26 protein-coding genes are annotated in these 24,710 nt (G+C 61.6%); 3 read left to right on the top strand and 23 right to left on the bottom strand.

The features are described from left to right. Positions 1-6: 6 nt before the first annotated feature. The 3 genes from ACOZBP_RS08480 (at position 7) to ACOZBP_RS08470 (ending at position 2,027) form a co-directional block, all read left to right on the top strand. Positions 7-171, top strand: a complete 165-nt coding sequence (locus ACOZBP_RS08480; RefSeq protein WP_422675983.1) for a hypothetical protein — start codon at positions 7-9, stop codon at positions 169-171. Positions 172-402: 231 nt separating this feature from the next. After that, the gene (locus ACOZBP_RS08475) at positions 403-1,230 is read left to right on the top strand and encodes a TraB/GumN family protein (RefSeq protein WP_422675982.1); all 828 of its coding nucleotides are present in this window, start codon (positions 403-405) and stop codon (positions 1,228-1,230) included. A gap of 242 nt (positions 1,231-1,472) precedes the next feature. Further along, on the top strand, positions 1,473-2,027 hold the full coding sequence (locus ACOZBP_RS08470; protein WP_422675981.1) for a DNA-3-methyladenine glycosylase I: 555 nt from the start codon (positions 1,473-1,475) through the stop codon (positions 2,025-2,027). Positions 2,028-2,085: 58 nt separating this feature from the next. Here the strand turns inward: ACOZBP_RS08470 and ACOZBP_RS08465 are convergent, their stop codons facing one another. The 23 genes from ACOZBP_RS08465 to ACOZBP_RS08355 all read right to left on the bottom strand — a co-directional run bounded on the left by ACOZBP_RS08465 (position 2,086) and on the right by ACOZBP_RS08355 (position 24,696). Then, complete coding sequence (locus ACOZBP_RS08465; protein ID WP_422675980.1) at positions 2,086-2,460, bottom strand: hypothetical protein; 375 nt, start codon at positions 2,458-2,460, stop codon at positions 2,086-2,088. Continuing rightward, a complete protein-coding gene (locus tag ACOZBP_RS08460) occupies positions 2,402-2,767 on the bottom strand; it encodes a hypothetical protein (RefSeq protein ID WP_422675979.1) in 366 nt (121 codons plus the stop codon). The genes ACOZBP_RS08465 and ACOZBP_RS08460 overlap by 59 nt, the downstream gene beginning before the upstream one ends. A gap of 24 nt (positions 2,768-2,791) precedes the next feature. Continuing rightward, positions 2,792-3,301, bottom strand: coding sequence for a hypothetical protein (locus tag ACOZBP_RS08455; RefSeq protein WP_422675978.1), 510 nt, complete (start codon positions 3,299-3,301; stop codon positions 2,792-2,794). Further along, on the bottom strand, positions 3,301-3,921 hold the full coding sequence (locus ACOZBP_RS08450; RefSeq protein ID WP_422675977.1) for a hypothetical protein: 621 nt from the start codon (positions 3,919-3,921) through the stop codon (positions 3,301-3,303). Before ACOZBP_RS08450 ends, ACOZBP_RS08455 begins: the two co-directional genes overlap by 1 nt. 148 nt (positions 3,922-4,069) lie before the next feature. Further along, positions 4,070-6,421, bottom strand: coding sequence for a hypothetical protein (locus ACOZBP_RS08445; RefSeq protein WP_422675976.1), 2,352 nt, complete (start codon positions 6,419-6,421; stop codon positions 4,070-4,072). Continuing rightward, a complete protein-coding gene (locus ACOZBP_RS08440) occupies positions 6,422-7,114 on the bottom strand; it encodes a DUF4376 domain-containing protein (protein ID WP_422675975.1) in 693 nt (230 codons plus the stop codon). An 11-nt stretch (positions 7,115-7,125) separates the two neighbouring features. Continuing rightward, on the bottom strand, positions 7,126-10,476 hold the full coding sequence (locus ACOZBP_RS08435) for a hypothetical protein (RefSeq protein ID WP_422675974.1): 3,351 nt from the start codon (positions 10,474-10,476) through the stop codon (positions 7,126-7,128). An 18-nt stretch (positions 10,477-10,494) separates the two neighbouring features. After that, positions 10,495-11,232 carry a hypothetical protein gene (locus tag ACOZBP_RS08430; protein WP_422675973.1) on the bottom strand — a complete coding sequence of 246 codons (738 nt, stop codon included), beginning with the start codon at positions 11,230-11,232 and terminating at the stop codon, positions 10,495-10,497. After that, positions 11,229-11,585 (bottom strand): hypothetical protein, encoded by a 357-nt coding sequence (locus tag ACOZBP_RS08425; RefSeq protein ID WP_422675972.1) that lies wholly within the window; start codon positions 11,583-11,585, stop codon positions 11,229-11,231. The genes ACOZBP_RS08430 and ACOZBP_RS08425 overlap by 4 nt, the downstream gene beginning before the upstream one ends. An 8-nt stretch (positions 11,586-11,593) precedes the next feature. Beyond that, positions 11,594-15,604, bottom strand: a complete 4,011-nt coding sequence (locus ACOZBP_RS08420; protein WP_422676209.1) for a tape measure protein — start codon at positions 15,602-15,604, stop codon at positions 11,594-11,596. 233 nt (positions 15,605-15,837) lie between these two features. Beyond that, positions 15,838-16,131 carry a phage tail assembly chaperone gene (locus ACOZBP_RS08415; protein ID WP_422676208.1) on the bottom strand — a complete coding sequence of 98 codons (294 nt, stop codon included), beginning with the start codon at positions 16,129-16,131 and terminating at the stop codon, positions 15,838-15,840. 89 nt (positions 16,132-16,220) lie between these two features. After that, a complete protein-coding gene (locus ACOZBP_RS08410) occupies positions 16,221-16,655 on the bottom strand; it encodes a hypothetical protein (RefSeq protein ID WP_422675971.1) in 435 nt (144 codons plus the stop codon). A gap of 111 nt (positions 16,656-16,766) precedes the next feature. Then, positions 16,767-17,705 (bottom strand): phage tail tube protein, encoded by a 939-nt coding sequence (locus ACOZBP_RS08405; RefSeq protein ID WP_422675970.1) that lies wholly within the window; start codon positions 17,703-17,705, stop codon positions 16,767-16,769. Positions 17,706-17,789: 84 nt separating this feature from the next. After that, on the bottom strand, positions 17,790-18,194 hold the full coding sequence (locus tag ACOZBP_RS08400; RefSeq protein ID WP_422675969.1) for a hypothetical protein: 405 nt from the start codon (positions 18,192-18,194) through the stop codon (positions 17,790-17,792). Next, on the bottom strand, positions 18,191-18,499 hold the full coding sequence (locus ACOZBP_RS08395; protein ID WP_422675968.1) for a hypothetical protein: 309 nt from the start codon (positions 18,497-18,499) through the stop codon (positions 18,191-18,193). The genes ACOZBP_RS08400 and ACOZBP_RS08395 overlap by 4 nt, the downstream gene beginning before the upstream one ends. Continuing rightward, positions 18,496-18,831, bottom strand: coding sequence for a hypothetical protein (locus ACOZBP_RS08390; protein ID WP_422675967.1), 336 nt, complete (start codon positions 18,829-18,831; stop codon positions 18,496-18,498). Before ACOZBP_RS08390 ends, ACOZBP_RS08395 begins: the two co-directional genes overlap by 4 nt. Then, a complete protein-coding gene (locus ACOZBP_RS08385; protein WP_422675966.1) occupies positions 18,828-19,283 on the bottom strand; it encodes a DnaT-like ssDNA-binding protein in 456 nt (151 codons plus the stop codon). The genes ACOZBP_RS08390 and ACOZBP_RS08385 overlap by 4 nt, the downstream gene beginning before the upstream one ends. A gap of 72 nt (positions 19,284-19,355) precedes the next feature. Continuing rightward, positions 19,356-20,366: a major capsid protein gene (locus tag ACOZBP_RS08380; RefSeq protein WP_422675965.1), complete on the bottom strand. Its 1,011-nt coding sequence runs from the start codon at positions 20,364-20,366 to the stop codon at positions 19,356-19,358. 65 nt (positions 20,367-20,431) lie between these two features. Beyond that, the gene (locus ACOZBP_RS08375) at positions 20,432-21,061 is read right to left on the bottom strand and encodes a hypothetical protein (protein WP_422675964.1); all 630 of its coding nucleotides are present in this window, start codon (positions 21,059-21,061) and stop codon (positions 20,432-20,434) included. A gap of 92 nt (positions 21,062-21,153) precedes the next feature. Continuing rightward, a complete protein-coding gene (locus ACOZBP_RS08370; protein ID WP_422675963.1) occupies positions 21,154-21,303 on the bottom strand; it encodes a hypothetical protein in 150 nt (49 codons plus the stop codon). Further along, positions 21,300-23,003, bottom strand: coding sequence for a minor capsid protein (locus ACOZBP_RS08365; RefSeq protein WP_422675962.1), 1,704 nt, complete (start codon positions 23,001-23,003; stop codon positions 21,300-21,302). The genes ACOZBP_RS08370 and ACOZBP_RS08365 overlap by 4 nt, the downstream gene beginning before the upstream one ends. Continuing rightward, on the bottom strand, positions 23,000-23,284 hold the full coding sequence (locus ACOZBP_RS08360; RefSeq protein WP_422675961.1) for a hypothetical protein: 285 nt from the start codon (positions 23,282-23,284) through the stop codon (positions 23,000-23,002). Before ACOZBP_RS08360 ends, ACOZBP_RS08365 begins: the two co-directional genes overlap by 4 nt. Beyond that, positions 23,284-24,696, bottom strand: coding sequence for a DUF4055 domain-containing protein (locus ACOZBP_RS08355; RefSeq protein WP_422675960.1), 1,413 nt, complete (start codon positions 24,694-24,696; stop codon positions 23,284-23,286). Before ACOZBP_RS08355 ends, ACOZBP_RS08360 begins: the two co-directional genes overlap by 1 nt. Between the last annotated feature and the right edge of the window lie 14 nt (positions 24,697-24,710).

The raw sequence follows: 24,710 nt of genomic DNA, 5'->3' as shown, positions 1-24,710 counted from the left end.
TACCCTATGACCTGCGCCAACCGCATGGGCCAAGCGGCCAAACACGTCTCCGATTTCGCCCTGGGCGTCTGCGGAGCCCTTCTGTTCAGCCTCGCCGTCATGGCCCTCCCCAGCCCCAGCCAGGCCGCCGCATGGTTCGACGCCCCCGCCGCCGTCTCGACCCCGCGCTGACCTTCCAGCCTTCCCGGGCTAACGCCGCCGCTGACCTGATCGGCCCCTCCTGAACACCCCACAATCCAAGGACTTCCCAATGACCCTCCCCAACCGCATGGGCCGTACGGCCAACCACGTCTCGCGCCTGGCCTTCGGCGCCTGCATCGCCCTGGCCGCAGCGCCGTTCTGGCCGTCTTCCCCGGCGCCGCCCACGCTCAGGATGCTGTCGTCGCCGCGCCCGCCGCCGCCGTGGCCCCCATTCCCCGCGCCGAAGGCGCCGGCCCGCCGCTGTGGGTCGTCAAGGATGAGGACTCCACCGTCTATCTCTTCGGCACCATCCATATCCTGCGCCCCGGCACGGCCTGGGGTTCGGACAAGGTGGACGCCGCATTCGCCAGCGCCTCGGACATCTGGGTCGAGATCGCCAATCCCGACGATCAGTCCGTCATCATGCCGGTGATCCAGCAGTATGGCGCCAGCCCCGACCGACCGCTGTCGTCCGTCCTTTCCCCCGCTGACTTCGCCGCCTTCGACAGGGCGGCCCAGGCCAGCGGCGCCAGCGGCGCCGCGCTGGATCCCTATCGCCCCTGGCTGGCGGCCTTCATGGTCGCGGTGTCCCCGCCGATGAAGGCCGGCTTCAGCGCCGAAGCGGGCGCCGACAAGGTGCTGGTGGATCGTGCTCGCACCCAGGGCAAGACCGTCCACGGCCTTGAAACCGCCGACCGTCAGGTCCGCCTGATCGCCGGCATGAGCGAAGAAGCCCAGGTGGCCTATCTGAACAACTATGTCCGCGCGGGCGACGGCGTGGTGACCCACCTGGATCAGACGGTAGACGCCTGGCTGAAGGGCGACGCCGCCGGGATCGGACGCCTGAACCGCATGGATACCCGCGACGTGCACGAGGAAGTTCACCAGGCTGTCCTGATCACCCGCAACACCGACTGGACCAGCCAGATCGAAACCCTGATGCAGGGCTCCGGCACGGCCTTCATCGCCGTCGGCGTCGCCCATCTGGCCGATCAGGACAGCGTCATCGATATGCTGAAGGCGCGCGGCTACACGGTCGAGCGTTTGTAAGCGGTCAGTCCCACGTGGCGAGAGGTCCGGCGGCGACGCCGTGCCTTTTCGCTGCCCCAAACCCTCACCGCTCATCCCGGCGGACGCCGGGATCCAGTGCTTTGGCTGCAAGCGCAGCGCTGACGGTCAAAGCTCTGCTTCGTAAGGTGGCGCCTGAGGCTCTTGCTGGATCCCGGCGTCCGCCGGGATGACCGGATATGGTTTCCCCTTGCCACCCCAGAACATTCCAGCAACATCGCCCCATGACCGAATCCGAGAAAGCCGCCACCGACAATGCCATCGGCCGCTGCGGCTGGTGCGGGACGACCGACCCGCTCTACATCGCCTATCACGACGAGGAATGGGGCGTGCCCGAGTACGACGCCCGCGCCCTGTGGGAGAAGCTGGTGCTGGACGGCTTTCAGGCCGGGCTGGCCTGGATCACCATCCTGAGAAAACGCGAAGGGATGCGTCAGGCCTTCGCTGACTTCGACCCCGAGATCGTCGCCCGCTATGGCGAGCCCGACCGCGCCCGCCTGCTGGCCGACCCGCGCATCATCCGCTCTGGCGCCAAGATCGACGCGGCCATCAACGGCGCTCGAATCTTGCTGGACATGCGCGACAACGGCGAGGACTTCTCGGCCTGGCTCTGGTCCTTCGTCGGCGGTCAACCGCTAGTGAACCAGTGGAGCGACTTCCGCGAGGCCCCGACCCAGACGCCGGAAAGCGTCGCCATGGCCAAGGCCCTGAAGGCGCGCGGCTTCAAATTCTGCGGCCCGGTGATCGTCTACGCCTTCATCAAGGCAACTACAGTTTGACACATTACTTAAGCGCCTGATCCGACTCGGTTTTGGTGCACGAAAATATTTTCGACCGTCAGCCGTTTCGGGGCGCTTCAGCCTTCGCGGGGTGCGCCGCGTTCGCCTTGGAAATGCTGAAACCAGCATAGCCGACGCTTCCCAAGACCGCCGCGATCACCGCTCCGATGACCGTCCGCTTCACCCACTTCGCCCAATCTTCAAGCTCAGCAACGCGACTGGCGTCGGCCTTCTGTTCGAGCTTGCGCTCCACCGCTTCGAACTTTTTGTCGGACGCTTCGCGGCTCTGACGAAGCTCACTGGCGAGCCGGTTGAACCCTTCCGTCAGGTGTCGGATTTCGTTTGTCAGGACCGCGATGGCGGTTTCGGGTTTGTCAGCATTCATCGGCTTCGAACTCACGAGCCGGAGGGTGTCCACGTCGGCGCGGCTCATCGTCGTCCGAAGCTTCGAGGCTGACGCCTTCTCTTGATGCCGAAGCCTTTAGCTTCCCAACCGGGCCACCCACGGCCATCGAGATCAACACGATCATCATCCCGACGATGGCGCCCGTGAGGGAGCCAGCCAGAACGTAGATGATCGGGAGTTGATGCGCCGGGAGCTTGAAGGCCAACCACGCGAACCAGATCGTCAGAGCGACCGCGCCCACGCCGTTGAAAATGCCCGCACCGACCATCATGAGGCCGAACATCAGGCGTTGGCCCTGTTCGAAGGTCGTCGGTTTCGGGAGGTTCTTCAGCATGAACTATTTATGGGCGAGTGCCCGTCATGCCTTGTTTAGGCGCTCCGCATACTCAGCCCTGATCGCTTTGAAGAGCGCGACGTGATCCGGGGTCAGGGTCAGACCTTCGTCAGCGACCATCTGACGCCAGTGCGCGACGTCTTTCTCGATCTTCTCCAGATCGAAAAATCGGCCGTAGGCGCGCTTGGTGACGTATTGGGTCAGCGGTGACGCAAGCCGAACCGGGAACCCAAAGACCTCGCCATCATCGAAATCCGTAAGCCGGTCGAGAATGCGTGAACTCTCCGGCGCCATGGTCACCCAATCGATCAGGATGCGCTCACTGGTGCGATAGTCGTCCGCTACGCGGATCGCCTTGTGAGTGACGCCACGGTCGTGAGCGAGGACGTGTTTTCCCAGCCCTTTGAAGTAGGCGACGAGCGCCTTGAACTCGTCATCCGTGCCGACGAGATCGTAGTCCGCGATGGCCATGCCTTCGCGCCACGCCGGGAGACAGTTGTTGCGGATCGCCGCTGCTGAACCGAGCAGGATCATCAGACGTGCCCCGTCACGTCGAGGATCAGGGCTGACGACGCGGACCCCCAACCACCGAGATCACCGGACGGATAAGCTGGACTTTGTGAGCCTTCGTTTACGCCTCCGTTGATGGTCTGCGTTGTGATGCCGCAACGCTTTTTCGTAGCGTCATATGGCGAGGCCGTGGTCTCTGCATAGCCAGCGGTGAAGTCGTAGGTCCAGTAAGTGAACACCTGTTGGTTCGTGTAGTGCTCGCTGTTCTCATAGAGCGTGATCTGAGCGTTGAACGCCACGGCATATTGGCGGTTCGAGGGAAGTTGCGTCTCGTGGTAGCCGCCACTCGACGCGCCACCATCACCGACGAATGACGCGACTTTGAGCGGCGGGTAGAACGACGACCAGACGATGTTGCCGGAGGCGTCAAAAGCTTCCGCACCGGCTCCCGACGAACGCACAACCGGTTTGTCGAAGAGCAGCCATTTGAAGGGTGGATTGCCGATGGTCTGGTTGGCCAGCGATGCGACGCGGAATTTCCACGTCGATCCGGTCACGCTGACCGCAAGAACGCCATATGCTCCGGGGCCATAGAACGCGAGCATAGGCGCCGAGATCGTGTTGAAGGTGAGATCGACATACATGCACCGTTGACCGGTGCTGACGCTCGCGGGGTGAACTGTGGTCGCGGTCGCCGTCCCGGTGCTCCGCAAGCAGAGCACGGGATAATTGGTGTCAACTTGGATGACGCCGCTATCGGTCCATGATTGGAAGCCTACTGCCATCGGATATTTAGACGTCTGGCCCGATGGTTCCGCTGTCGATCTGGAGTTCGTAATTGATCCAGTTCGAATACCCGACCTGATTGTTGGCGTCGGTGATACGCGCCCTGACCTGACCGGTGGCGTAAACATAGTTCGCCGACGAGACTCGCACGGTCACCGAGTTGGTGGCCGTAGAGGTCAAAGGCTGTGTTCCATTGACGTTCTGAAGTTCGGCGACGACGCTGTAGGGGCCTGATCCGCCGCTAATAGAGAGGCTGGCGCTTGCTGAAGCCGTCACCGGTCTGAACGTGTCCCAAGCGGAGTTGTAGCCGCTGATGAAGGACGGGGTGAGGCTCCCGGTCGGCCCGACCGGCATGTTGAAGTTGTTGTCACTATCGACCGTCGCGTTGACGCCCATCGACGTGATGGTTCCGCCAGCCGTCAGGTTGCTGACCGTGACGTTCCATTGCGCGTTGGCGTAACCGCTGCTCGTCAAAACCTGAATTCCGAACTGAACCCACGTCCCGTTCGAAACCGTGAAATCGAACGTCTGATTGTCGCTTTGGAGGATCGCAATTTCGTTGAAATTGGTCCCATCCGTCCCGGTTCTGACGTAGAGCCATTTTCGGGCGAGGTTGCCGCTTTGAGCCACATGCGACTTGGTGACCCGCAATGTGATCGGCTGATTGATGCCGGTGATCTGAAAATTGCGCGGGGCGCCCCATGCCACTTCGGCGGTAGTGGACGGCGCAATCGCGTTCAGAGCACCGACCGGATCAGGCGTTGTGTCAGGCGTCGTATAGTTGTTGTCGTTATCGACCACGAACTGACACGTCCCGGTCGTCATGAACTGCCCACCAGTTCCGGTCATGCTCCAGAGAACAAGCCGACAGGATGCCGTTCGACGGCCTCCCGTCGAGATAGCATGCGGGTTCATGGCGATCCGGGTGCCATTCACGATGTTCGGCACGTCGAGTGACTGATAGCCACCGTTCGAAGCGGTGAAATAACCGACGTGTTGCCAGTCCGACGCGCCGGGTGGCCAGATGAAGCAGTCGATATGGAGGACCGCGTTGCCGGTGAAATCGTAGCGTTCGAAGCGGACGGTGATAGGCCGATTGATGCCGGTCACCGTGTGGGTTCCATAGGACGTGGAAGACCACGACACGTCAGGATCATTTGAAGAGACGTTGAACGTCGGGAAGTTGATCGTGTCGGGTGTTTCGTCAGCAACGTTGCCGGTCTGGTTGACCGTGAACGTGTCGATGGTCGCGCCAGTCGTCTGGTTCGTCACCGTCACCGTGTAAGAGACGTTGCGCTCGATTGTGCCGGTGGCGACGCATCGAGCGACGAAGCAGACCTGTTCGCCGTTGCTGAAATTGCCCCCCGCCCAACTCCCGTTGGCCACGTTTGTCGAGTGGTAGCGCATCGCCCCACCGACCCACATTTCGAGCCGGGTGCCCGCACTGAAGGTGCCGGTGACGTTCGATAGCGCAGCGCGAAGGTTGACCGTCGTATTGATGCCAGAGAGGGTCAGGTAGGCGTTTTGGGTGCTGTAATCCTGACGAGAGTCCGAGGCGCTGATGTTCGCCCAATTCAGAGGGTCAAGCGTCGCATCGGTGACGCCGTAGTTGTTGTCGGCGTCCAGCGTGGCCGACACCGAGCACCCCGCGTAAGTCGAGGCATCCCAATTGTTCGTCAGAGTCAGGCCATAGCTTGCCGTCGCCCGGCCGCTTGAGGTCGTCATTTCGACGGCGATCTGAATCCACATGCCATCAGTGACGAGGATTTCGACCTCGCCGTTCGTGATCATGGTGCCGTGCGTCGTCCACGGCCCGTTCTGACTGCTCGCCGTGCGGACGTAGGTGCGGTTGACCGACATGTTCCCGCCTTGGGCGTTCGTATGGCGGATGACCTTGATGCCGACCGTCTGATTGATGCCGGAGACTTGCCATGTTCGATTGGCGCTCGCGGTGTTGTCGTTCGTGTTGAACGTGATGTTTGAGAGCGTGATCGCGTTCGGGATGCGGTCGGGTTGGGTGCTCCCGCCGTTGGAGGCCGACCCACCGTGCTCACCATACCAAATGTATGCCGTGCCGTTCTGAGGGGCGCCCCATGACGGCCCATCCACCTGAATGGTGAACTGGTTTGCGCCTTGGTTCTGAGACCCATCGACGAAGATTTGGCGGTAGCAGTAGGCGGCCAGAGAGCCGCTGACGTGGAAATGCCACCAGAGGGATTTGCCACTCGCCAGAGGAACCGTGATCGCCTCGAAATGACCAGCGGTAGCGGTTCGCGTCCCGATGATCCGCGAAGTCAGCGTCGAGGTGTCGAGCAGGACGTTCCCGCTCGTGTCGAAGGTCTGAATTCCAGAGGGCATTTAGACGCCCTCGTTTTCGCCCTCGACGGGTGTTTCGGGTTCAGCGTTCGGGTCTTCCCAATGCGTCGCCCACCCGGCGAGGATCATGCTCTCAAGCTCTTCAAGGGTAGTCGCGGCTTCGACCTGAGCCTTAAGCGTCCACGAGTGGCGATAAGCCCGGTCGATATGCGCCAGCACGGCGGCGCCCATGGCGATCACGCCATCCGCGTCGAGGGTGACCTCAGTATTGTCGAGGCGCCGCCACACGACCGAATAGGGCTGGCCGCTGGCCTTGGCCAAGGTCGCCATCGAGAACGCGGCCTGAATGTTCGATTGGCTCGTAGGCGTCGTGTCCACCACGCCGAACGGCGTCTCGCATCCACCTTCCGCGACCGCCTTCCGAAGCTCATTGATGCGAGCGAGCGTCTTGACCTTGAGGTCTTCGAACTTGCTGACTTCGAGCACGACCGAACCGCCAAGGAACGGACCCGAAGGGCTGATCAGCCACTCGTGGACGTTTTGCGGATAGGTGCCGAGACAGAAGTCGTCAAAAGGCATCGGATAGGCGTCTTGCCAGACAGGCATGGTGCCGGTCTCGTTGACGTATGAGTTGATGGTGATCTCAACCCGGTCGTCGCTGACGTTGAGGCTATGGATACGGTGCGCGCGGGCTTCGACCCCTTGGCGCGTCAGCGCCAGACATTGGATGAACATGCGATTATTTATCACCAGAGACCGGCGCGGAACTGGATGACGTTCGACGGATTGCGCGTGACAATCACCGGACCCGAGATCGTGTTCGAGCCTGACGAATTCGTGGAGAGCATCGACCCAAGGTTCGCGGAGATCGCGCTCAGGCTCTCAACGCTGATGAAGTTCGCCGTCACCTGATCGAGCGCGGACACGGCGCCCAGCACCCGCACCCACGCCGAGCCGTTATAGCGCCAGAAGCTTTGATCGGATGGCCGGTGCCAAGTGTCTCCCGCCGCCATGCCGGTCGGATTGGTGTTCTGCTGGAACGTCAGAGAGGCACGACCAGCCGGGCCGCCCGGTCCTTGGGCGCCGCCCGGACCCGTGGGGCCAGTCGGACCTTGCGGACCTTGGGGGCCTTGAGGGCCGCCGGGGCCGGTCGGACCTTGCGGACCCTGATCGCCGTCGCGGACCTGAACAATCGACACGCGGTCAGTGAACGTGACCCCGCCATCCGTGAACTGGCCAACGATCACGATGCCGGTCGTCGATTGAGCCGAGCAGAAGTTGTTGAACTGAGTTTGGTTGATCGTCAGCACGTCGCCCGACCGGCTGGTGTAGCTGGTCGAGAGCGCCACTTCCGTCGTGCCGTCGATCTTGAACGTGCGCCAAGTCGTAGCGACCGACGTGTTCTGTCGGGTCGCGCGAACCGTCGTCGTTTGAGTGTTCGGCGTGGACGAGCCGGAGTTGTAGGTGAACGCGATATGCGTGGATTCGAGGAAGATCAGCTTGGCGTCAGCACCGTCGCCCCCCGGTGAACCCGCGCGCGATTTGGTGATCGTGTATTGCTTATCGACCGTCATGCCGTTGTAGACGGCCCGCAACGTCGCGGTGCCCGTGTCGGCCGACATGGCGGTCACGGTATAGGTGCCAGCGGCGTTGATCGTGATCGTCACACCCGTCGCCGAAACGACCGAATATGTCGCCGAACCGGTGCGTTCGATCTGGCCCTCGAACACGCGCATCGATCCACCGGCGCCGGTGAACGACGAGACGACGCCAGAGGCGTTGGCGCTGACCGTGTGGCTCTCGTTCGTCAGGATCGCGACGATGGGGCTGACGCCATCCTGACCGGGTTCGCCATCCACGCCGTCGTTACCATCGACGCCGTTCGCACCGTCAGCGGCGCGGATCACGCTGAACTTGTCGCTGATGGTCTTTCCGCCGTCAGTCACCGAGGCGGTGACGATGACGCCCTGAGTGCCGCCGCGAGCCGCCGCGAACTGGCTGATGGTCATCGTCACGGTGTCGCCGGTAGCCGCCGACAGGAAGCTCGTGACGGGCGTCTTGGCGGTGCCGAGCATATCCGTCACCGTCCAGTTCACCGTCGAAGTGGTGTTCTGTTTTTGCGCCGTGAAGGTCGTGGTCTGAACGGCGGGCGTAGCCGCACCCGCACCGTTGTATGTGATCTGAGCACGGTCACCGATGACATAGATCGTCCGCGCCGGGGCGCCGTCCGCGCCCGGCTTCGACTTGGTGATCGTGAAGCGCTTGTCGATGCTGGTCGAACCGTAGGTCGCCCGCATCGTGGCGTAGCCGGAGTCGGCCGTCATGTTGACGACGATATAGACCCCATTCTCCGCAATGCTGACGTCTACGCCGACCTCGTTGACGACCGAGAAAATCGCGGAGTTCGTCACGTCGGCGAGGCCGCTCAGAATCTTGAACTGGCCACCGGCGCGGCTCAGTTCGTCAGACGTCACGGCGCCAGCGGCGTCGGCCACGACCATGTGGCTCTCATTGGTCAGGTAGCCGACCACGGCCCCTTGAGTGGCCGCACCGTTCAAGAGGTTCTGGCGAGCGTCGTAATAGGCGTCGAACAGGGCGTCGAAGACGTCGCCATTGATGGGCGAGTTCGAAGAGGTGTCATCCAGCGGCGGGCTGATGGTGGCGATGTATTCCGTAAGATCGGTCTTCGCGACCTCGTAAAGGTTCGCGAGCGTCGTCAGTCCGAGCGCGATGCCGGTCTGTTTGATGCCGTTGAATTCCGCATTGATGCGCCCGATCTCGCGAAGCAGAAGGCTCTTTTCCGAGCGTTCCACCACGTTGTCGTCAGTAATGGCGTCAATCCGTTCCATGGACGCAGCCGCATCGGCCGCCGCCTGTTCAGCGAGCAATCGAGCAGCTTCAGCCGCCGCCCGCGCCTCTTCGTCGGTGGCTTCCGTTAGGTAGGGCGAAATTTCATTCGACGAGTGGACCGAAAAGCAGCGGTCAGCACCGACCTTGACCCGATAGTAGGGAGGCGCGGCTTCAAGCTGCTCGTGATCGACGACCAGCGGGAAGGCCGAACGATCCTGCTTGATCGTTCCGGCCGCTCGTGAACCGAACCAGTCGCCAGCTTCCCAACGCCCGGTTCGAGACGGATAGATATAGCCGCCCGCTTGGTGAAACGCGGCGCGCACGACCTCACCGACCGAGATTTGCTCGCGGGTGTAGAAGCTCCACTGAACGGAGCCGAATAGGTCGAGTGAGGCGTCAAGCTGACCGGTCGAAATCCCGGCCGTTTTCATCAGGTGCTTGGCGATGGCGCTGACGGTGCTGACGTAGGTCGAGCCGTCTTTCGCGCCCCGAACGTCGGCGGTGATTTTGCCAGACGGTTCGTTGGCCAGCCTGAACATGCCTTGGGCAAGACACGTCGCCCACTGACCCGCTTCGAGCGTCGCGCCAGCCAACGCGCCATATGTCGGAAAATCAGCGACAGGAACGCCAAGGTCGAGGGCGTTTTCGTAGACGTGTTCGACCGACTCAATGACGCCGTGACCATGGACCTGAAACACCCACGTCACCGCATCCACGAGCACCGGCTCGACGTTCTGGCACGGACCAGACGCCCAAGGCTTCAGGATGCCCTTGAGACCTTCGTTGCCTTCCGCACCGCCCGTGCCCGCGTAACTGACGGCCAAGAGTTGGGTGTCGAGGATCGCCTCCGGCCCCAGAAGAGTGACGCTTGCGACATGACGCTTGCGGCGAAGAGGTCCAAACGTGCCCTCGAAGATTTGCGTGTAGCTGGCGAAATCGCCGGTGCTGTCTCCGACCCAAATGCGCCCGAACGCGCCATCCCACGAGTAGTTGGACCAATCGAGCGAGCCATAGTCGCTATGGCATTGGAACGACAGATTGCCGTGACTGATCTCGATTTCTTGCGGCGCACCGTCGCTGAAGAATCGAGCCGATTGTTTCGGCGTCTCCACGACCAGCGGAAGCCAGACCTTACCATCGACGTTCACACCGTTGGCGTCCGTCGAGTAATGCGACATGCGAAGGGTCACCGGGAGACCGGTGGCCTTATTGATCGGGCTGACTTCGACGAGGATGTTTCTTGCCATCCTCTATTTAGAAAGGGGTCAGGCCGCCAAGCCGGTGATCGAGAAGCTGACCATCCAGTTGTTACGGCTCAGGACTTCGCCTTTCGCCGGGGCGCTCAGTCGGCCGAAGACGGCCTCGTGTTGGATGCGAGAGGGCACGTCTGACACGGGCACGAACAGAACCCCGCGCTTGTTGCCCACGCGCAGGAAAAGCGGCTGAAGCTCGTTGCGCCATTTGTCATCAGGCACGAAATCCATCTTCGCCTTCCACGACGGGAGAACGGCGTATTCCTCCACGGTCGAAAAGCCACGACCGGTCTCCACGACCGACAGATCGTCAAAGGTCTGTTCGCAGTTCTGATTGATGCCCAGCGTTTCGACCCGCTTGCCGACCACGAGCCTTTGAGCCTCGATTGTGCCCGAGGGCGTCGTGATCTGAACCGTCACGCTGGAGGTCGTCACCGGCGAGAATAGAAGGATCGTCTTCGTTGAGATCGCAGAGTCCTTCACGCCGACAAAAGCGGGCGTTGCACCAGAGGCATAACTCCCGGCCGTCACGGTCACCGTGGCGTTCGAAGGGAGGTTTGATCCGACGAGCGCCACCGTGTCGATTGTCTGGCTGGAGCCGAGGTTGACCGTGAACGAGGCCGTGGTCCCGGTCGAGCGCGCCACCATCGCCGGATGGTCGATGTTGAGGTTGCTGACCGGATTGTTGCCGTTCCAGCCAGAGTTTGCGCCCACGGTGAACGGGAGCGGTCGAACGAGGATCGCCGTCATCCGCGAAGCTCCAGAGTGGTGCGGTTGTAGAAGGGATCAGCCTCGATGCTGGTCACCTTGAAGGTGCGCCCGCTGGTCGCATACATCGGCATGTCGATGGTGAACCGGAGAGGCGCGCTCTTGAAGTCGCTCACGGCGTAAACGCCCTCGACTTCGATGTTGTAGGCGTCCGCTGGCGTGTTGTTTTCAGCAAACAGTTTAGAGGCCAAAGCAGCCGCCGCCGACTTCGCGAGATTGGTCATCAACACGAGTTCACGCGACGACTGATAAGTCGCTTTGATGTTCAGGTTTTCCGCTTTCTCGAAGCGGTATTCCTGTTGGACGAATGTGGCGCGGTTGGGATCGTTCGGCATGATACTATTTACACCGCCGGGCCATAGTAGCGGCCGTTGACCGCGCTACGGCTGTCGTAGGTGATCGCATCGACCCGCCCGCCAAGGCGCTCCACGACCTGACGAAGCAGATCGTTGGTCACGTTTTGGGTGCCCACGATGGCGTCAGTCTGCTGATTGATCGCCTGAACCTGAGCGTCGTCGAACTGCTTGGTGACGTTGCTGATCACACCGTCCGTGGCGTCCATCAGCATGTCGCGGATCGCTTGGAACTGCGACGACGAGGTTCCGTAGACCTCGCCAGCCAGCGAGAAGATTTGCTGACCGAGGCGAGTGAATTCGTCCTGATCGACGGTGCCACCCGAGCGGATCAGGGCGTCCATTGCCGCGAACTCGGATTGCGCCGTGTTCAGGCGGCTGAAGGCCGACAGGCCGGAGCCTTCGCCCGTCAGGTCGCGACGGAAGTCGTAGATCGAGCTAAGCTGATCCTTAAGCAGGGCGTCCAGTTTGAGGGACTTGTATTCCTCCAGCTTGGCCATCTCCGCAGAGGTGGCGCCCGCCTCGCGCATGGACTTGGCCATGCGATCCATGCTGGTCGTCAGGTCGTTGATGGAAGCCCCAATCGGGTCTTTCATCGCCGCCAGTTCCTTGAGCAGTTTTTCGTAGGACTCAGCGAGCGAGACGGCGCTGTCGAGGTTCTTGGAACTCTTGAGCACACGGTCGGAGAACGACGACAGACCGATCAGCACACCGTCGCGGATCGCGTCCTTGATGGCGTAGGCGATGGCCGCTTCGGAGTCTTCGCCGAAGCTCATGCCGTTCTTTTTGCCGATGGCGGTGCCGTTGGTGCTGACCTTCCAATCGTTCTTGTAGCGACCGATAGCGACGTTCGCCGTGCCGCCGAGGACCACACCGAGCCGTTCGGCGATGGAGGTCAGGCCAGACATGACGTTCTGACCGGCGCCCGACGCGGCTTCCTTCGCATCGCCGTTGTTGCCGGTGACGTTCATGTTCAGGCCACCGGCGCCCATGGTGATGGCGGCCGAACCCGTAGGCTTCTTTTTCTTGCCAAACAGGCCACCGAGCAGACCGCCGCCAATCGAGCCGATGATCGAGCCGATGGGGCCGCCGATCACCGAGCCGATCATCCCGCCGATCTGTGAACCGGTGTTCGAGAAGGCGTCCTTGAAGAGCGCCTTGCCGATGCCGCCCACGGCCGAACCGATCATGGCTCCCTGACCCGCCGCACCGAGCATCGAACCGAGCGCCTTGGTGAAGCCGCCGCCCTGCTTGAACAGACCTTGGAAGCTGTTGAAGCTCGACGTCAGACTTTCGAGGGGCTTGTCGAAAGCCTTGGTCAGAGCGTCAGGCGAGAAGCCCTTGGCCGCGTTGTCATAGGCGCTGCCGAAAGCATTGCGATTGCCTTCCGCACCACCAAACAGGCGCGCGATGCCACCGAGCAAGCCACTCTGTGAATGGTCGCCATTGGCCGACCGCATGATCGCGTCGAAGGCCGTGCCGAACTGACGGATGACGTCGCCCAGCTTGCCGCCAAATGCGTCCGCGATCTGGTCGATGCCGCCAAGCATCCGCTCGCGCCACTTGGACGCAATGTCGCTCATGGTGCGGTCATACTCGCGCGCCGAACCGCTCAGAGCGGTCGTCAGCATGCGTTGCCAGTCAGCCGCGCTCACGCCTTCCGGTGGAGCACTACCCATCGCCGAACGAATATTGGCGTCGCGGTCGTTGCGATCTCGACCGGCCCACCACGTCGGATCAGCGTCGCGGGAATATCGCTCCACGAGCGACTGACCATTCTTGATGCGCTCTTCGAGAAGGCGGTTGCCGCGCTCCAGCGCCGCGTTCTCACGGAGAGCCGACTCTTCACGAGCCAGCATGCTGGCGAGTTCAGTCTCGGAGAGGTTGGCGCCCTCTTGGAGAAACTTCGTCCGAAGCTCGTCCATGCGTTGGCGGATCGCCATCTCTTCACCGACGAGCGAGAGCGTGGTCGTGCCGAGCAAGGCCGCGCGCTGCTCCAGTAGAGCCTTCTCGCGAGCGTGGTCAGTCGCCGATTGCGTCAGTTCACCGATTGCCTTGCGAGTAGCGGTTTCGCGAAGCAGCGTGTTGATGCGGGTGGTCTCTTCGGCCGTCAGGGCGCGAGCCTTGTCGAGATCGCCATCACCGAGGATGCGGCGATATTCGAGAGCGGCGTTGTGGCGCTCAAGCTCGATGCCGAGCAGCCCGGCCGCGTCGCGGCTCTGCTCCAGACCTTGCCAGAAATCGCGCATCGCCTTGGCGCGATCTTGAGCGGACTTGGCACCTTTTGCGTCATCGCCTCCAGAAAGTGGCGTGGTGGTCGTGGACGTATCGTCGGCCAGCGGCGGCGTGTTGCCAGCCGCGCGATTACGAGCCGCACGAGCACCGCCACGCGCCTCCGCGCGCCCTCGAACGCTACCGACGTATGCCCCCGGCTCAAGGCGCCCGAAGGTGACGTCGGCGATGCGGTCGATGTTCGTGTTCGGGAGCTTGTTGGCCAGATCGATCAGCCGGTTCAGACCGCCGATAGCGCGGTTCACCATGCTCTCGATGCCGCCGATGACGTTGTTCGCGGTCGAGGTGACGAAGCCGCCGATGATTGCCGGGAGATTGCTCCAGATCGACGAGATCATGGAGAAGGCCGCGCCGAAGCCGTCAGCGACGAAGCTGACCGCCGACAGGGCCTTGCCCATCCACCCGCCGGTCAGGCGGTCGAGGCTGCTGAAGACGCTTGAAGCGACCGACAGGACGGCGTTGAAGGCCGCGCGCCCGATGGCCATGAAGGCTTGAAACACGGACTTCACCGCGTTGCCGAACTTCACGAAGCCGTTGATCGTGTTGCCGACGTGCTTGACGAAATCACCGAAGAGGACCGCGACGATATCGTTCAAGCGACCGAGTTCCTGACCCGGCAGTTTGATCTTGTCTGAGAAGGTGACGAGAAGCACGATGCCCGCCGTGAGGGCGGTAGCAAGGGCCGTCAGAGGGTTCGCCAGCAAGGCGACGGTGAAACCGTTGACCGCGCCGCGAGCGACGCCCATGGCGTTCGAGAAGACGACGCCCATGCCACCGGCAAAGCCCATGGCTCCACCGAGCGCCGTGACCTGTGCGATCACGCTGGAGAGGGCCATAGACGCCTTCATGACGGTGAAAGCCGCACCGACGCTCAGAGCCACCTTCGCGATGGTCTCAAGGTTGTTGCCGACGAAGGTCAGGACCGGGCCGACGACGCCGAAAGCAGCCGTGATCGCCGGTGCGATGGTCGCGAAAACGCCTTTGATCTGAGTGGCGATCTTGGTGATCATCGGCACGGCGGCTTGGCCGAACTGATTGATCTTGGCGTTCAGCATCGCCAGCGATTCATCGATACCGAGGCCACGGAAAAGCGCACCGGCGCCCTGCATCAGGACGTTGCGCGTCGTGGTCATGATGTCGCCGAACGTGACCGGGATTTTCCCGAACTTGCTCTCGATATCCGCGATGATCGCCGGGTCCGTCAGGGCCTTCGCGATCTGCTGACCGGTGATCTTGCCTTCGGCGCCGAGCTTTTTCAGAGCGCCAAGCGGGACGTTCATGGACTTGGCGAGGATGCCCATGAAGACGGGCGAGTTCTCTGCCAGCGACTTGAACTCGTCGCCGTTGAGGACGCCCGAGGCCATCGCCTGACCAAGCTGGAGGATCGAGGATTCAGCTTCCTGAGCGGACGCCCCGGAAACCTTCAGCGCCATACCGAAGGTTCGCGTGGCCACACCGACGCCAGCCGTGTTCAGGCCCAGCGTCTTCGAATTCGCCGCCATCTTGGTGTAGAGGGCCGTGACCGCTCCAAGCTCCGAGCGGGTCTCTTGGGCGATCCTCACAACGTCGCGCGATGCTTGGGCATACCCTTGAGCGGAGGTCGTCGCGATCCGAAGCCGCGCCTCCATCTGAGACGCCTTGTCGGCCAATCCGGTGAAGGCCGCGCCAGCTACAGTGAGGATAGCGAAGGCGCCGGTCAGCAGACCCATCGCCATGGTCGCTTTGCCGACGCTACGGGCGAAGTTCAGGATCGACCCGTTGGACTTGGCGAAGTTGTCGTTGGCGCCTCGAAGCGCGTTCGAAAGACCGTTGACGCCGCCTTGCGCCTTGTTGCCCTCGCGCCCGATTGAGGCGAGCGCGTTGTTTACCGCCGCCGCGCCAGCTTTCGCAGACGCCGGGTCGATCTCGATGCGGATTGTGCGGGCGGTATTAGTCATCGCCTCTATTTATGAGGCGATGACTGGTCCTTTCTGGCCGCCTTGTCTGCCCGTTTCTTGGCTTTCTCAGCAGACCTATTGCATCGATAAGCGTCTACGTTGCGGATAACTCTGACGAGATAGTCAGCTTCTCTTCGGGTCATCCCAAGAAAATCAGCGTAGGCGATGATGGAGGTCAGGGGGATCGGCTGAAGACCGCCCCCAAATGAGGGCGGTCGTTCTGTCGAAAGAGCGGCCATCGCGTTCCAATAGAACTGGCTGGCCTTCTCGATGATCGGAGCCTCTTCGAGTTTTTCGATAGCGGCTTCGATGCCCGCATGAGCATCCCGAGCGACGTCCGCAAGCTCGCCTTCCGCGAACTCATCGAACTGCCACTCAAGATGCGCGATTAGTTTTTTTCGATAGCCTCAGCGTTTTCGAGTTCGTCGGTTTCCGGCGCGAAAGTCTCGACGTCGCTGGCGCGGCGAGCCAGTTCCAGCATGATCCAACGGGTCTGTTCCATCGAGAAATAGGCGTGTGCCGCCTCCACGCTGAACGGGACTTCCTTACCCTTACCGTCCTTGACGCCAGACCATCCGAGAAGGTTGGCCTCAACCAGCGTGATGCGGATTTCGTCCCATTCCGTCAGTTCCTTGCGGCGCAGTTGGCCCGCATATTTCTGCTTGATGCGCTTGAGCTTGAGTTCATCGCGCGGATTGTAGGGATCGATGTAGCAGACTTTGAAAGTGCCGAAGTTGATGCCGTTAGACGTAATGTTCAGATCGACGCCGGTTTCGGCAAGTTGATTGTCCACGCGGGACGGGACGGAGAAGTTGAAACTCATGTAAAGCAGTAGCCTCGCAAAAGGGGTGATGCTTTTATTTATCCAAACAGCGAGAAGGCCCGCCGGTAGACCGGCGAGCCTTCTCTTTCCCCTTTTCTCTGCTTGCGAGGCTTAGAGGCGGGTAGCGAAAATGTCCGTGCCAGCCGCGTTGTCGCGCTTGGCGGTCATTTCGAGCGACACCAGCATCTTGGCGCCGTCTTCCTCATCGGTCGGGACCGAGGACGTCGCGGCCGGGATGGTGAAGCTGTAGCCATTACCCGGAACGCCGACAGTGATGGTCACCGGAACCGTGCCGTCAGCACCGAACAGGGTCTCAGGGTTCAGGTCTTTGCGGTAGAACGTGATGTTCAGGTTGGTCTTGCGGTTACCCGACGTGCCGATGCCCGCAGCCGAATCCGTGCCGAACGTATCGAAGGCTTCCTTGGTCTGCTCGACCGACAGTTCGAACGAACGGTATTGGACGCCCGTCAGACCGCCGATGGTGACCGAGACTTGCTTGCCCGACAGGAAAACCTTGTCGGAAGCGTCGGTGAAGGTCTCACCAGCCATGACCGCCTGAGCGGCCGGAACGCGGCCCATGCCCATGAAATCGAATTGAGCTTCGGCCATGCCGGAGGCTTCACACGACAGGGTGAACTTCGAGACTTGGAGGCCGACGTTGCGGACGGTCAGCGGGGTGGCGCCGCCCAGCGTCTTGCGAACCGAGATCGAGGTGTCCTTGTCGGACGCCTTCAGAACGTCGTCGCCCTCGCCAGCTTCGCCAGCTTCGACCCACTCACCGGCGAACGACGACTGGAGCAGAAGATCGAAAGCCTCACCGGCGTTCAGGTTGGACTTGAGGCCGCCCTCGACGCGGAAGTTGGTCTTCGAAGAGCCGCCCGAAGCGCGACCGGCGGTCACGACAGAGGCTTCAACGAAATCGGAGGTCAGGTTAACCGAGGTGCCCGGAATGTGGTCATAGCGGAGCCACACGGGATTGGCGGGCGTAACGCCAGCTTCGGTTTCTTTAGTGATAGCGTAGCGAACGTCGCTCGGGCTATAGGTAATCATGAAGAACGGTCTCCCAAAATAGGTCTATCGGGAGCCGCTACAGGCTCCTGACCTATTTAGACGAAGGGCCGTCCTTCACCTGTTCTACAGTCGCCGCACACTTCTCCACTCAACGCTTACGTTGACTTGGAAATAGCCATTCTCACCGTTCGGAATCTGCTCGACGTGTTCTCCTTCGATGCGGACACAACCGTCTTCACTCTGCCAATGGCGATAGAGGCCGGTGAACTTGTCCGCGAGATCGAAGCCCATCATCGCGCCCTGTTGCTTGGGCACGAAGATTTGGAGCCAGACCCTTCCGAGTTGCTGATAGAGGCGATCACCGCCGATCAGGCGCCGTGTTCCGGGGTTGATCGAGAAGCGAACGGCCGGTTCATCCTCTTTGAGGTCCAAGGCTTCGCCGTTGGCCATCACGGTCTGGATCGTGTCGAAATCCCACGAGTCCACGAAGTGAGTGCGGATGGCGTCAAGGTCGAGATAGAGGCTCATTTGGTCGGCCTCTTCGTCACGTCGTCGATGACGTTCTCGACGAAACCGGCGGGCGCTTGCTGGCTATGCCCATCGTTCAGGACGCCGATGTAGGGCACCATGTTTTCGACGGCGGTCAGGTCACCGGCTTCGGCGATCTGCCAGCCATTGCGCGCTTGTCCGGTGTCCACCGGCGTCGCGAGCATCAGGCCCGCTTGGAGGTCCAAGGCGAGTTTCTTCACGACCTCTTGGACCGCGATCTCGTTGAGTTCGGCTTCAAGGTTCAGGTTCGACGTCAGGTCGCTCAGGTCGATGCGGATGCTCATCGCAGCACCGCCATCCAGATGATCGGCTTACCGTCAGGCGCGATCTCTTCGACGTGATCGACCGTGTAGGTGGACGGGCCGATCTTCAGCTTGTCGCCGATCTCCGGCTTAGCCGTCAGCTTCGCCACCGTCTGATGGACGAGAAGACCGTTGGCCGCATACTGCTTGCGGGCGCTCAAGACGCCGAGGCACGAGATCGGGAACTCGTGGCGCTCCGCGCGATCCGTCCGTGGATCGTGCTTGCCCACGACGCGGGTCAGCGTGGCCGCGACCGCGAACTCTTCCATGAGTTCGTCGGTCAGATCGCGCATCTCGTCGAAGAATGCGCTCATCGGATCACCTTGCCCACCGACACGCCGCCGCCGCCGGAGTTTCCGGTCAGCGGGGCCAGAATCTTGGTGACCATCGGATAGGGATCGACCGCTTGACCTTCGGCGTATTTGACGCGCTTTTTGCCGACGCCAGCGGCCTCTTTCTCTTCCTCGACGATCTCGCGATCAGCCTTTCCAGCCAGCGTGTCCGAGAGCGCGTAGACGGCCATAACGATGGTCGCCTTGACGATCAGGGCGTCGAGACCGGTGCCCAGCACCGGGTTCACCGAGAACCGATATGTGGCGTCGATGTAGTCCGTGGCGCGGATCAACGCGGCGGTGCGAACGGCCGGGTCAGTCACCGAGGTCCACGCGGTCGTTGCACGAGCAGCGTGATAGGCGTCCGCTTCGGCGAGCGACGCATAGCTGTTGTAATCGACGCCTTCGGCGCCAGAGTGGACGAGAATGCTCATCCTGTATTTAGACAAGCAAAGAGGGCCGCCTCTTTCGAGACGACCCTCCAAGTTGCTTGAACTACGTTCTAATTAGACCGAGGTCTTCACGAGAACGAACGGAATGACCTTCGCGTCGAACTTGCGGGCGTAGTTGGTGCCCACGGCAAGAGCTTCGTTGGTCGGGTTGGCCGTGCCCGTGTAGCTGTAGCCTTGGATGCCCATGATATACTGGCGACGGGTGTAGAGCGTTTCACCGCCCGAACCGTTACCAGCCGCCGGGTCGTAGGCCACTTCGATGGCGCCGTTTTTCGGAGCGGCTTCGCCATACGAGATGATGCCGGGAGCCGACAGGATCGAGGTGTAAACACCGTCGTCTTCCGGCATGGCGTCCGAGATCACGAGGCGCTTGCCCGCGTAGACTTCGAACGACGGCGATTGCTCCGAGGCGGGAACGACCGTGATCAGGTTGTCCTTGGCCAGCTTGGCGTGAACGGCCGAGTGGACGGTCAGAACCTTCAGGTTCTCCTTGTGCTCGCCCTTGGTCTGACCGGCGTCGATCAGAAGGCTGTTGCTCATCGCGGAGAGGCCGTCACCGACGATCATCGCGGCAGCGTCGGCGCCCGCAGCGGCGTTAGCGGCAACACCAGCCAGCATGGCCAGAGCGACCTTTTGCTCGTCGAGCGAGCGCCATTCGGCAACGCGATCCGCGATGCCACCGGTCAGGTCCGCGCCGTAGACGGTCGAGGCCAGAACGGCGCTGGACCAAGCCTTGTTGCGGAACTGACGAACGGCGAGCAGTTCGCCACCGGTCAGGTTGCCAGCAGCGATCTTGACGCTCAGGTCGTCCGTGCCGACGACGGAATCGCCGGTCAGCGGGTTCATGAAGCGGATTTCGCTGATGTTGCCAGCGCCAGCAGCGCGGGCGTTCAGGTCGTTGCTGATCGCGAACAGGCCAGCTTGGCGCAGTTTCGATTGCAGAGTCGCTTTGACGCGGATTTGGTTTTCGAAAATGCGACGCGAGTCGCCATTCGGAAGCATGTTAGCAAGGGTAGTCATAAAACTTGTGTCTCCAACAGTAGAAGTTGCGCCCACAACTTCCATTGTCGTGGGAGACCACTGTCGAAGTGGTCATCCCTATTTAGACACCGGCCTCAATCGGCCTTGTTTTACTCGAACAGGTGGCCGTTGCCGGTCGCCTGAGCCACGCGCTTTGCTTCTGCCGGGTTTTCGTTAGCGAGTTTCAGCAGGGCGTCCATGCTGAAGTTTTCCTTGGTGATGGTGCTGCTCGATGCACTGGAGCCGGGCGCGTTACCGCCGGTATTGGCCGGAGGCGCGACGAACGCTTTGCCCACGTCCGTGGCGAGGTAGCTCTTGATATGATCGGAGAGCAGGGCGTCACCGATCTTGGCGTCAGCACCGTCGAGCTTGGCTTGCGACTTGAACAGAGCCGTGACGGCCTCATGGTAGGGCGCGGCCACGTTGTTATCGACCAGAGCCTTCGAGATCGCGTTGTCGATCTGGATCGTCGAGAGGTCAGCGGTGCGCTGCTCAAGCTGATCCGTCAGGGTCTTGATCGTCTTTTCGAACTTGGCGGTCAGGGTGCGTTCGAGGGCTTCGACGTCTTTTTCCGTGCGAGCTTTCTCTTCGGCGGCTGCTTCAGCAGCTTCGCGAGCGGCTTCGGCTTCAGCCTTGGCGCGCTTGTTGATGCCGATCACTTCGGCATTCTTGGCTTCGAGAGCCTTAATCGACGCGCGAGCGTCTTCAAGCTCTTTTGCGAGCTTTTCTTCGGTAGTCATAAGTTGTGTCTCACTCATTCGTAGAACTGTTGTGAGCTTCACCCGTAGGGATCAGCCAACTATTTAGGACGAGAGTGAGATCGTCCCTGTTCTTAGGCGGCGAGTGCTTCGCGAGCCTCTTCGATATGCTCTTTCACGCTCTCGTCGTCAGGGTGCTCTTTCGCAAGAGCCTCCATTTCGTCGAGGAACGCGCGCCAGTCTGATTTCGGCGCGAAAGGTGACGGGGGATCAATCAGGATCATTCTTTGTGTCCAGCGATGGTGGATAGAAACGCATCGACGAGCGGCTTCGTTCGCTTGTCGGCTTCCAAGGTCTCGCCTTGGAGATCGGCGCGGTAGACGAGATAGCCACGGTGCTCCACCAGTCGGGTGACGACATGGTAGAAAATCAGATTGGCGTCTGCTTCCGCAATTTCTTTCGTGTTCACCTTCCGCTGCATCCATTGCTGAACCTGCTTGCGGAGCAGATTGTAGCCTTGGAGGCTCATCGCGCGGGGACCGGCTTCGGCATAGTAGGACGAGCCATTGTGCCCGTGCGCCCAGATCGCCTTGGCGCCCTTGAAGGCATGGACGACTTGAAGGTCCGCCGGTGAGAACGAAGACGAGCCGGGGTGATTGTGGTGAAGCACGATCTGGTTCTCCGGCTTGCGGAGTTCGTCCACCATCCACTTCGGGAAGCTGACCGAGCCTTTCTTGCCGTCGCTGACGGCCTCGAACTGGCGACCGGTCGCGGCGTCGTAGATCGCAAGGTGTTCGGTCTTGGTGCGGCGACCATTGTCGAGCGTGTAGGCTTTGAGAGCGGCGTCGTTCGATGCGTTGATCTCTGCCAGCGTAGGCGCGGCCTTGGGCGCCGGAGCCGGAGCGGGAGCCGGTTTCGCGGCGGGAAGACCCGAACGCTTACGGAGATCGGCCAAGCTGTAGAACGAACCGTCCTGCTTGTAGAGGTCGTCGAACGCGACTTTGCCAGAGAGGAACAGGTCAGCCCGTTCCTTGCCGTAGATATCTTCGACGCGAGAGCGCGGCCCTGACCGGAGCCAAGATTCGTAGGTGGTGTTACCCGGAACCTGACCGTCCATGCTGGCGCGCTTCGCGGGGCTGTAGTCGTCCGCATCGAGTCCGAGTTTTTCGAACGGGACGGTGATCGGGATCAGCACCGAGCGGCAACGCGGGTGCGCCGGTGGCGTGGGATGGGGCTTGTCGAGGTCGTAGAGCGTCCCGTCGCGGTGCTGGCAAACCGCAGATGTGCGGGTGTCCAGAGTGGCGATCCACTTCAGCTTGTCGATCAGCTTCGCATTGTCCTGATAGACGGTCTCGCGAGCGGCGTTCGCGATGGTGGAGTTGGCGGTCAGCGCCAGCGTTTCGGCCGACCTTCGGCTGATCTGGAGGATGCCGTCTCGATAGCCGTTGGCACGAGTGCCCCGGATGCGGCGGGCAAGCTGGCTCGCGGTCTCGCCTTGGGTGATGCCGATGCGAAGGGCCTTCTCGACCCGCGCCAGTCGATTGGCGCTCATCTGTTCGGTCCACGACTTCAACAGGAAGCCGTCGATGGGCGTGGTGGTCACCAGCGTCTTCAACATGGTGGCCGTGGGCGCCTTGGCCACGATGGCGACGGGCACGATCTTGGCCAGCGTCTCTTGCTGGTTCTCGATCTCGAACGCGGCCATGTCCGTGAGTTCAGCCTCCAGACCCTTGGCCACACGCTCGTAGACGTCGCGATTCAGGACGCGGATCGTGTCGAGGATTTCGGTCATTCGGCGCATGGTCGCTGGGCCAGTCGCGGCGCCTCCCGCGATCTTGTTGATCCGGGCCTCCAGCTTGTCCGACAGGTCGTCATCGACCGCGTTCAGCAGCGCCACGATCTTGCGGGCGAGGCCCTTGCCGAAACGCTCGCTGTAGATCGCATGGCGGATCGCCGCGTCACGGAGTTCCGTGTTCACGCTCATCGGGCGCACTCCCGCGCCTCGACGCTCCGGCGACAGTGGTTGCGGCGCCCGTGTTCGTCCGTCTGCCAGAAGAACAGAAGGTCGATCAGATACTCCGCGACCTTCGCCCAGCGGTCGCCACGGATGCTGTAGCGGCCGACCCGGCTGGAGATCGTCTCGTCAGGATCAGGAAGATCGTCGGTCAGTCCGAAGACGTAGAACGGCGCCGCCACGAGGACGTGCGCCACCTGATCGATGGCGATCAGCAGCTTGACGATCACCCACCAGAGCCGGGCGAGCATCACTCACCTTCGGCGGGCTGGTCGTCCTGTTCGACGGGATCGCCGGTCGGGCGATCCACGAGGGCCGTGTCAGCAGCGATGCGCTGACGCTCTTCGTCCATGTCAAAGTCTTCGGGCAGGATTTCGCCCTCGACCATCAGGCTCCAGAACGTCTCTTGGCTGATAGCACCGGCTTGGAGTTCAGCGAGAAGCGCCTTCCGATCTTCCGACGACATGCGCGCGGGCACGAAATCGGTGTTCAGGGCGAACTTGATGAGGGTGTCGTCGTCTTCACCCGCCCACCACGAGACCCAATTCAGGGCGTCTTCGATCTTGCGGCTGACGGCGCGTGCGATGCCCGCGAGAACCGAGTTCTCGGACGACCGCCTGATCTGATGGGTTTCGGCTGCTTCGGCCGCCGTGCGCTCGCTGGCGAGGATGTTTGACCCGAGCTTGGCCATCTCGTCCTTGATGGTCCCGACAGCGTTCTCAAGCGTCTCCTGACCGTGGCCAGAGAACTCCACGAACTTGATCTCAACCGGCTTTTCCTTGGTGCTGTCTTGGGCGAACAGAACCGTGCCCGGATGGATCGAAAGACCGCCTTCGGGCTTCGGGACGTTGATCAGTGTGAGGATGGGCGCCGACGAATAATAGCGGCTGTTGTGGGCGTCGGCTTGGGCGTGGAACAGGTGGACGTTCAGCGAGCAGACGTCATCGAGCGGTCCCTTCACCGGCGAGAATGCGCGGGCCTTCGGTGTGCAAAGAACGAACGGAATTTCGTCGAGGGGTTTGCCCTTGCGAAGCGGAGTGATTGGCGCACTGGCCGTCCACTGGTCACCGATCAGGCGGTGAATGATGATGCGGTAGACACCTTGATCGAGGACGAGTTCTCGGACGGTCTCTGGATCATCAAGCAAGCGGACGCGAACGAGCGTCTGACGGTTATTCCAGACGCCGGGCGTCACTTCGAGGATCGATGACGCCATGTAGGGTGCGATAAAAGGACGGGCGCCCATGGCTTCCGCGTCGCGAAGATTTGCGGCGCCGGAGGCGGTCGGGTGATCGATCAGCATCCCGAGGAAGCCGGTCACCATGGTCTCGCTCAAGACCTCTTCGGCAAGGTCGTCGAGATCGTGACCAGAGCGCGTGATCGTCACGAACAGCTTGGCCACGCCATCGGGCGCTTCGACCGTGGCCCGCTTACGGGTGATCAGTCCAACCAGCCCGTCGTGGGTGCGGCTGGCGCCGGGGAAGAACGGCACCCGGTCGTTGTAGTTTTGGTATTCCTCCGGCGTCATGCCGTTGATGGCCGGGAGGTAGGCGATGCCAGCCGCTTTGACGGCATCCTCGCCAGCAACCATGTCGCGGTTGCGCTTCCAACGCTTGTGAGCGCGGGCGATTACTTCAGTGGGGAGGTTGATATCAAGAGACATGTCGTCTCTATTTA

It is taken from the genome of Brevundimonas sp. NPDC058933 (assembly GCF_049315965.1).
Lineage (GTDB): Bacteria > Pseudomonadota > Alphaproteobacteria > Caulobacterales > Caulobacteraceae > Brevundimonas.
This window is presented reverse-complemented; position numbering and strand designations above follow the sequence as displayed.

Bases quoted from the DNA above. Each gene is read 5' to 3' on its own strand.
- ACOZBP_RS08480 (WP_422675983.1), top strand. From the start codon at position 7: ATGACCTGCGCCAACCGCATGGGCCAAGCGGCCAAACACGTCTCCGAT.
- ACOZBP_RS08470 (WP_422675981.1), top strand. From the start codon at position 1,473: ATGACCGAATCCGAGAAAGCCGCCACCGACAATGCCATCGGCCGCTGC.
- ACOZBP_RS08465 (WP_422675980.1), bottom strand. From the start codon at position 2,460: ATGAGCCGCGCCGACGTGGACACCCTCCGGCTCGTGAGTTCGAAGCCG.
- ACOZBP_RS08460 (WP_422675979.1), bottom strand. From the start codon at position 2,767: ATGCTGAAGAACCTCCCGAAACCGACGACCTTCGAACAGGGCCAACGC.
- ACOZBP_RS08455 (WP_422675978.1), bottom strand. From the start codon at position 3,301: ATGATCCTGCTCGGTTCAGCAGCGGCGATCCGCAACAACTGTCTCCCG.
- ACOZBP_RS08450 (WP_422675977.1), bottom strand. From the start codon at position 3,921: ATGTATGTCGATCTCACCTTCAACACGATCTCGGCGCCTATGCTCGCG.
- ACOZBP_RS08445 (WP_422675976.1), bottom strand. From the start codon at position 6,421: ATGCCCTCTGGAATTCAGACCTTCGACACGAGCGGGAACGTCCTGCTC.
- ACOZBP_RS08440 (WP_422675975.1), bottom strand. From the start codon at position 7,114: ATGTTCATCCAATGTCTGGCGCTGACGCGCCAAGGGGTCGAAGCCCGC.
- ACOZBP_RS08435 (WP_422675974.1), bottom strand. From the start codon at position 10,476: ATGGCAAGAAACATCCTCGTCGAAGTCAGCCCGATCAATAAGGCCACC.
- ACOZBP_RS08430 (WP_422675973.1), bottom strand. From the start codon at position 11,232: ATGACGGCGATCCTCGTTCGACCGCTCCCGTTCACCGTGGGCGCAAAC.
- ACOZBP_RS08425 (WP_422675972.1), bottom strand. From the start codon at position 11,585: ATGCCGAACGATCCCAACCGCGCCACATTCGTCCAACAGGAATACCGC.
- ACOZBP_RS08420 (WP_422676209.1), bottom strand. From the start codon at position 15,604: ATGGGTCTGCTGACCGGCGCCTTCGCTATCCTCACTGTAGCTGGCGCG.
- ACOZBP_RS08410 (WP_422675971.1), bottom strand. From the start codon at position 16,655: ATGAGTTTCAACTTCTCCGTCCCGTCCCGCGTGGACAATCAACTTGCC.
- ACOZBP_RS08405 (WP_422675970.1), bottom strand. From the start codon at position 17,705: ATGATTACCTATAGCCCGAGCGACGTTCGCTACGCTATCACTAAAGAA.
- ACOZBP_RS08400 (WP_422675969.1), bottom strand. From the start codon at position 18,194: ATGAGCCTCTATCTCGACCTTGACGCCATCCGCACTCACTTCGTGGAC.
- ACOZBP_RS08395 (WP_422675968.1), bottom strand. From the start codon at position 18,499: ATGAGCATCCGCATCGACCTGAGCGACCTGACGTCGAACCTGAACCTT.
- ACOZBP_RS08390 (WP_422675967.1), bottom strand. From the start codon at position 18,831: ATGAGCGCATTCTTCGACGAGATGCGCGATCTGACCGACGAACTCATG.
- ACOZBP_RS08385 (WP_422675966.1), bottom strand. From the start codon at position 19,283: ATGAGCATTCTCGTCCACTCTGGCGCCGAAGGCGTCGATTACAACAGC.
- ACOZBP_RS08380 (WP_422675965.1), bottom strand. From the start codon at position 20,366: ATGGAAGTTGTGGGCGCAACTTCTACTGTTGGAGACACAAGTTTTATG.
- ACOZBP_RS08375 (WP_422675964.1), bottom strand. From the start codon at position 21,061: ATGACTACCGAAGAAAAGCTCGCAAAAGAGCTTGAAGACGCTCGCGCG.
- ACOZBP_RS08370 (WP_422675963.1), bottom strand. From the start codon at position 21,303: ATGATCCTGATTGATCCCCCGTCACCTTTCGCGCCGAAATCAGACTGG.
- ACOZBP_RS08365 (WP_422675962.1), bottom strand. From the start codon at position 23,003: ATGAGCGTGAACACGGAACTCCGTGACGCGGCGATCCGCCATGCGATC.
- ACOZBP_RS08360 (WP_422675961.1), bottom strand. From the start codon at position 23,284: ATGCTCGCCCGGCTCTGGTGGGTGATCGTCAAGCTGCTGATCGCCATC.
- ACOZBP_RS08355 (WP_422675960.1), bottom strand. From the start codon at position 24,696: ATGTCTCTTGATATCAACCTCCCCACTGAAGTAATCGCCCGCGCTCAC.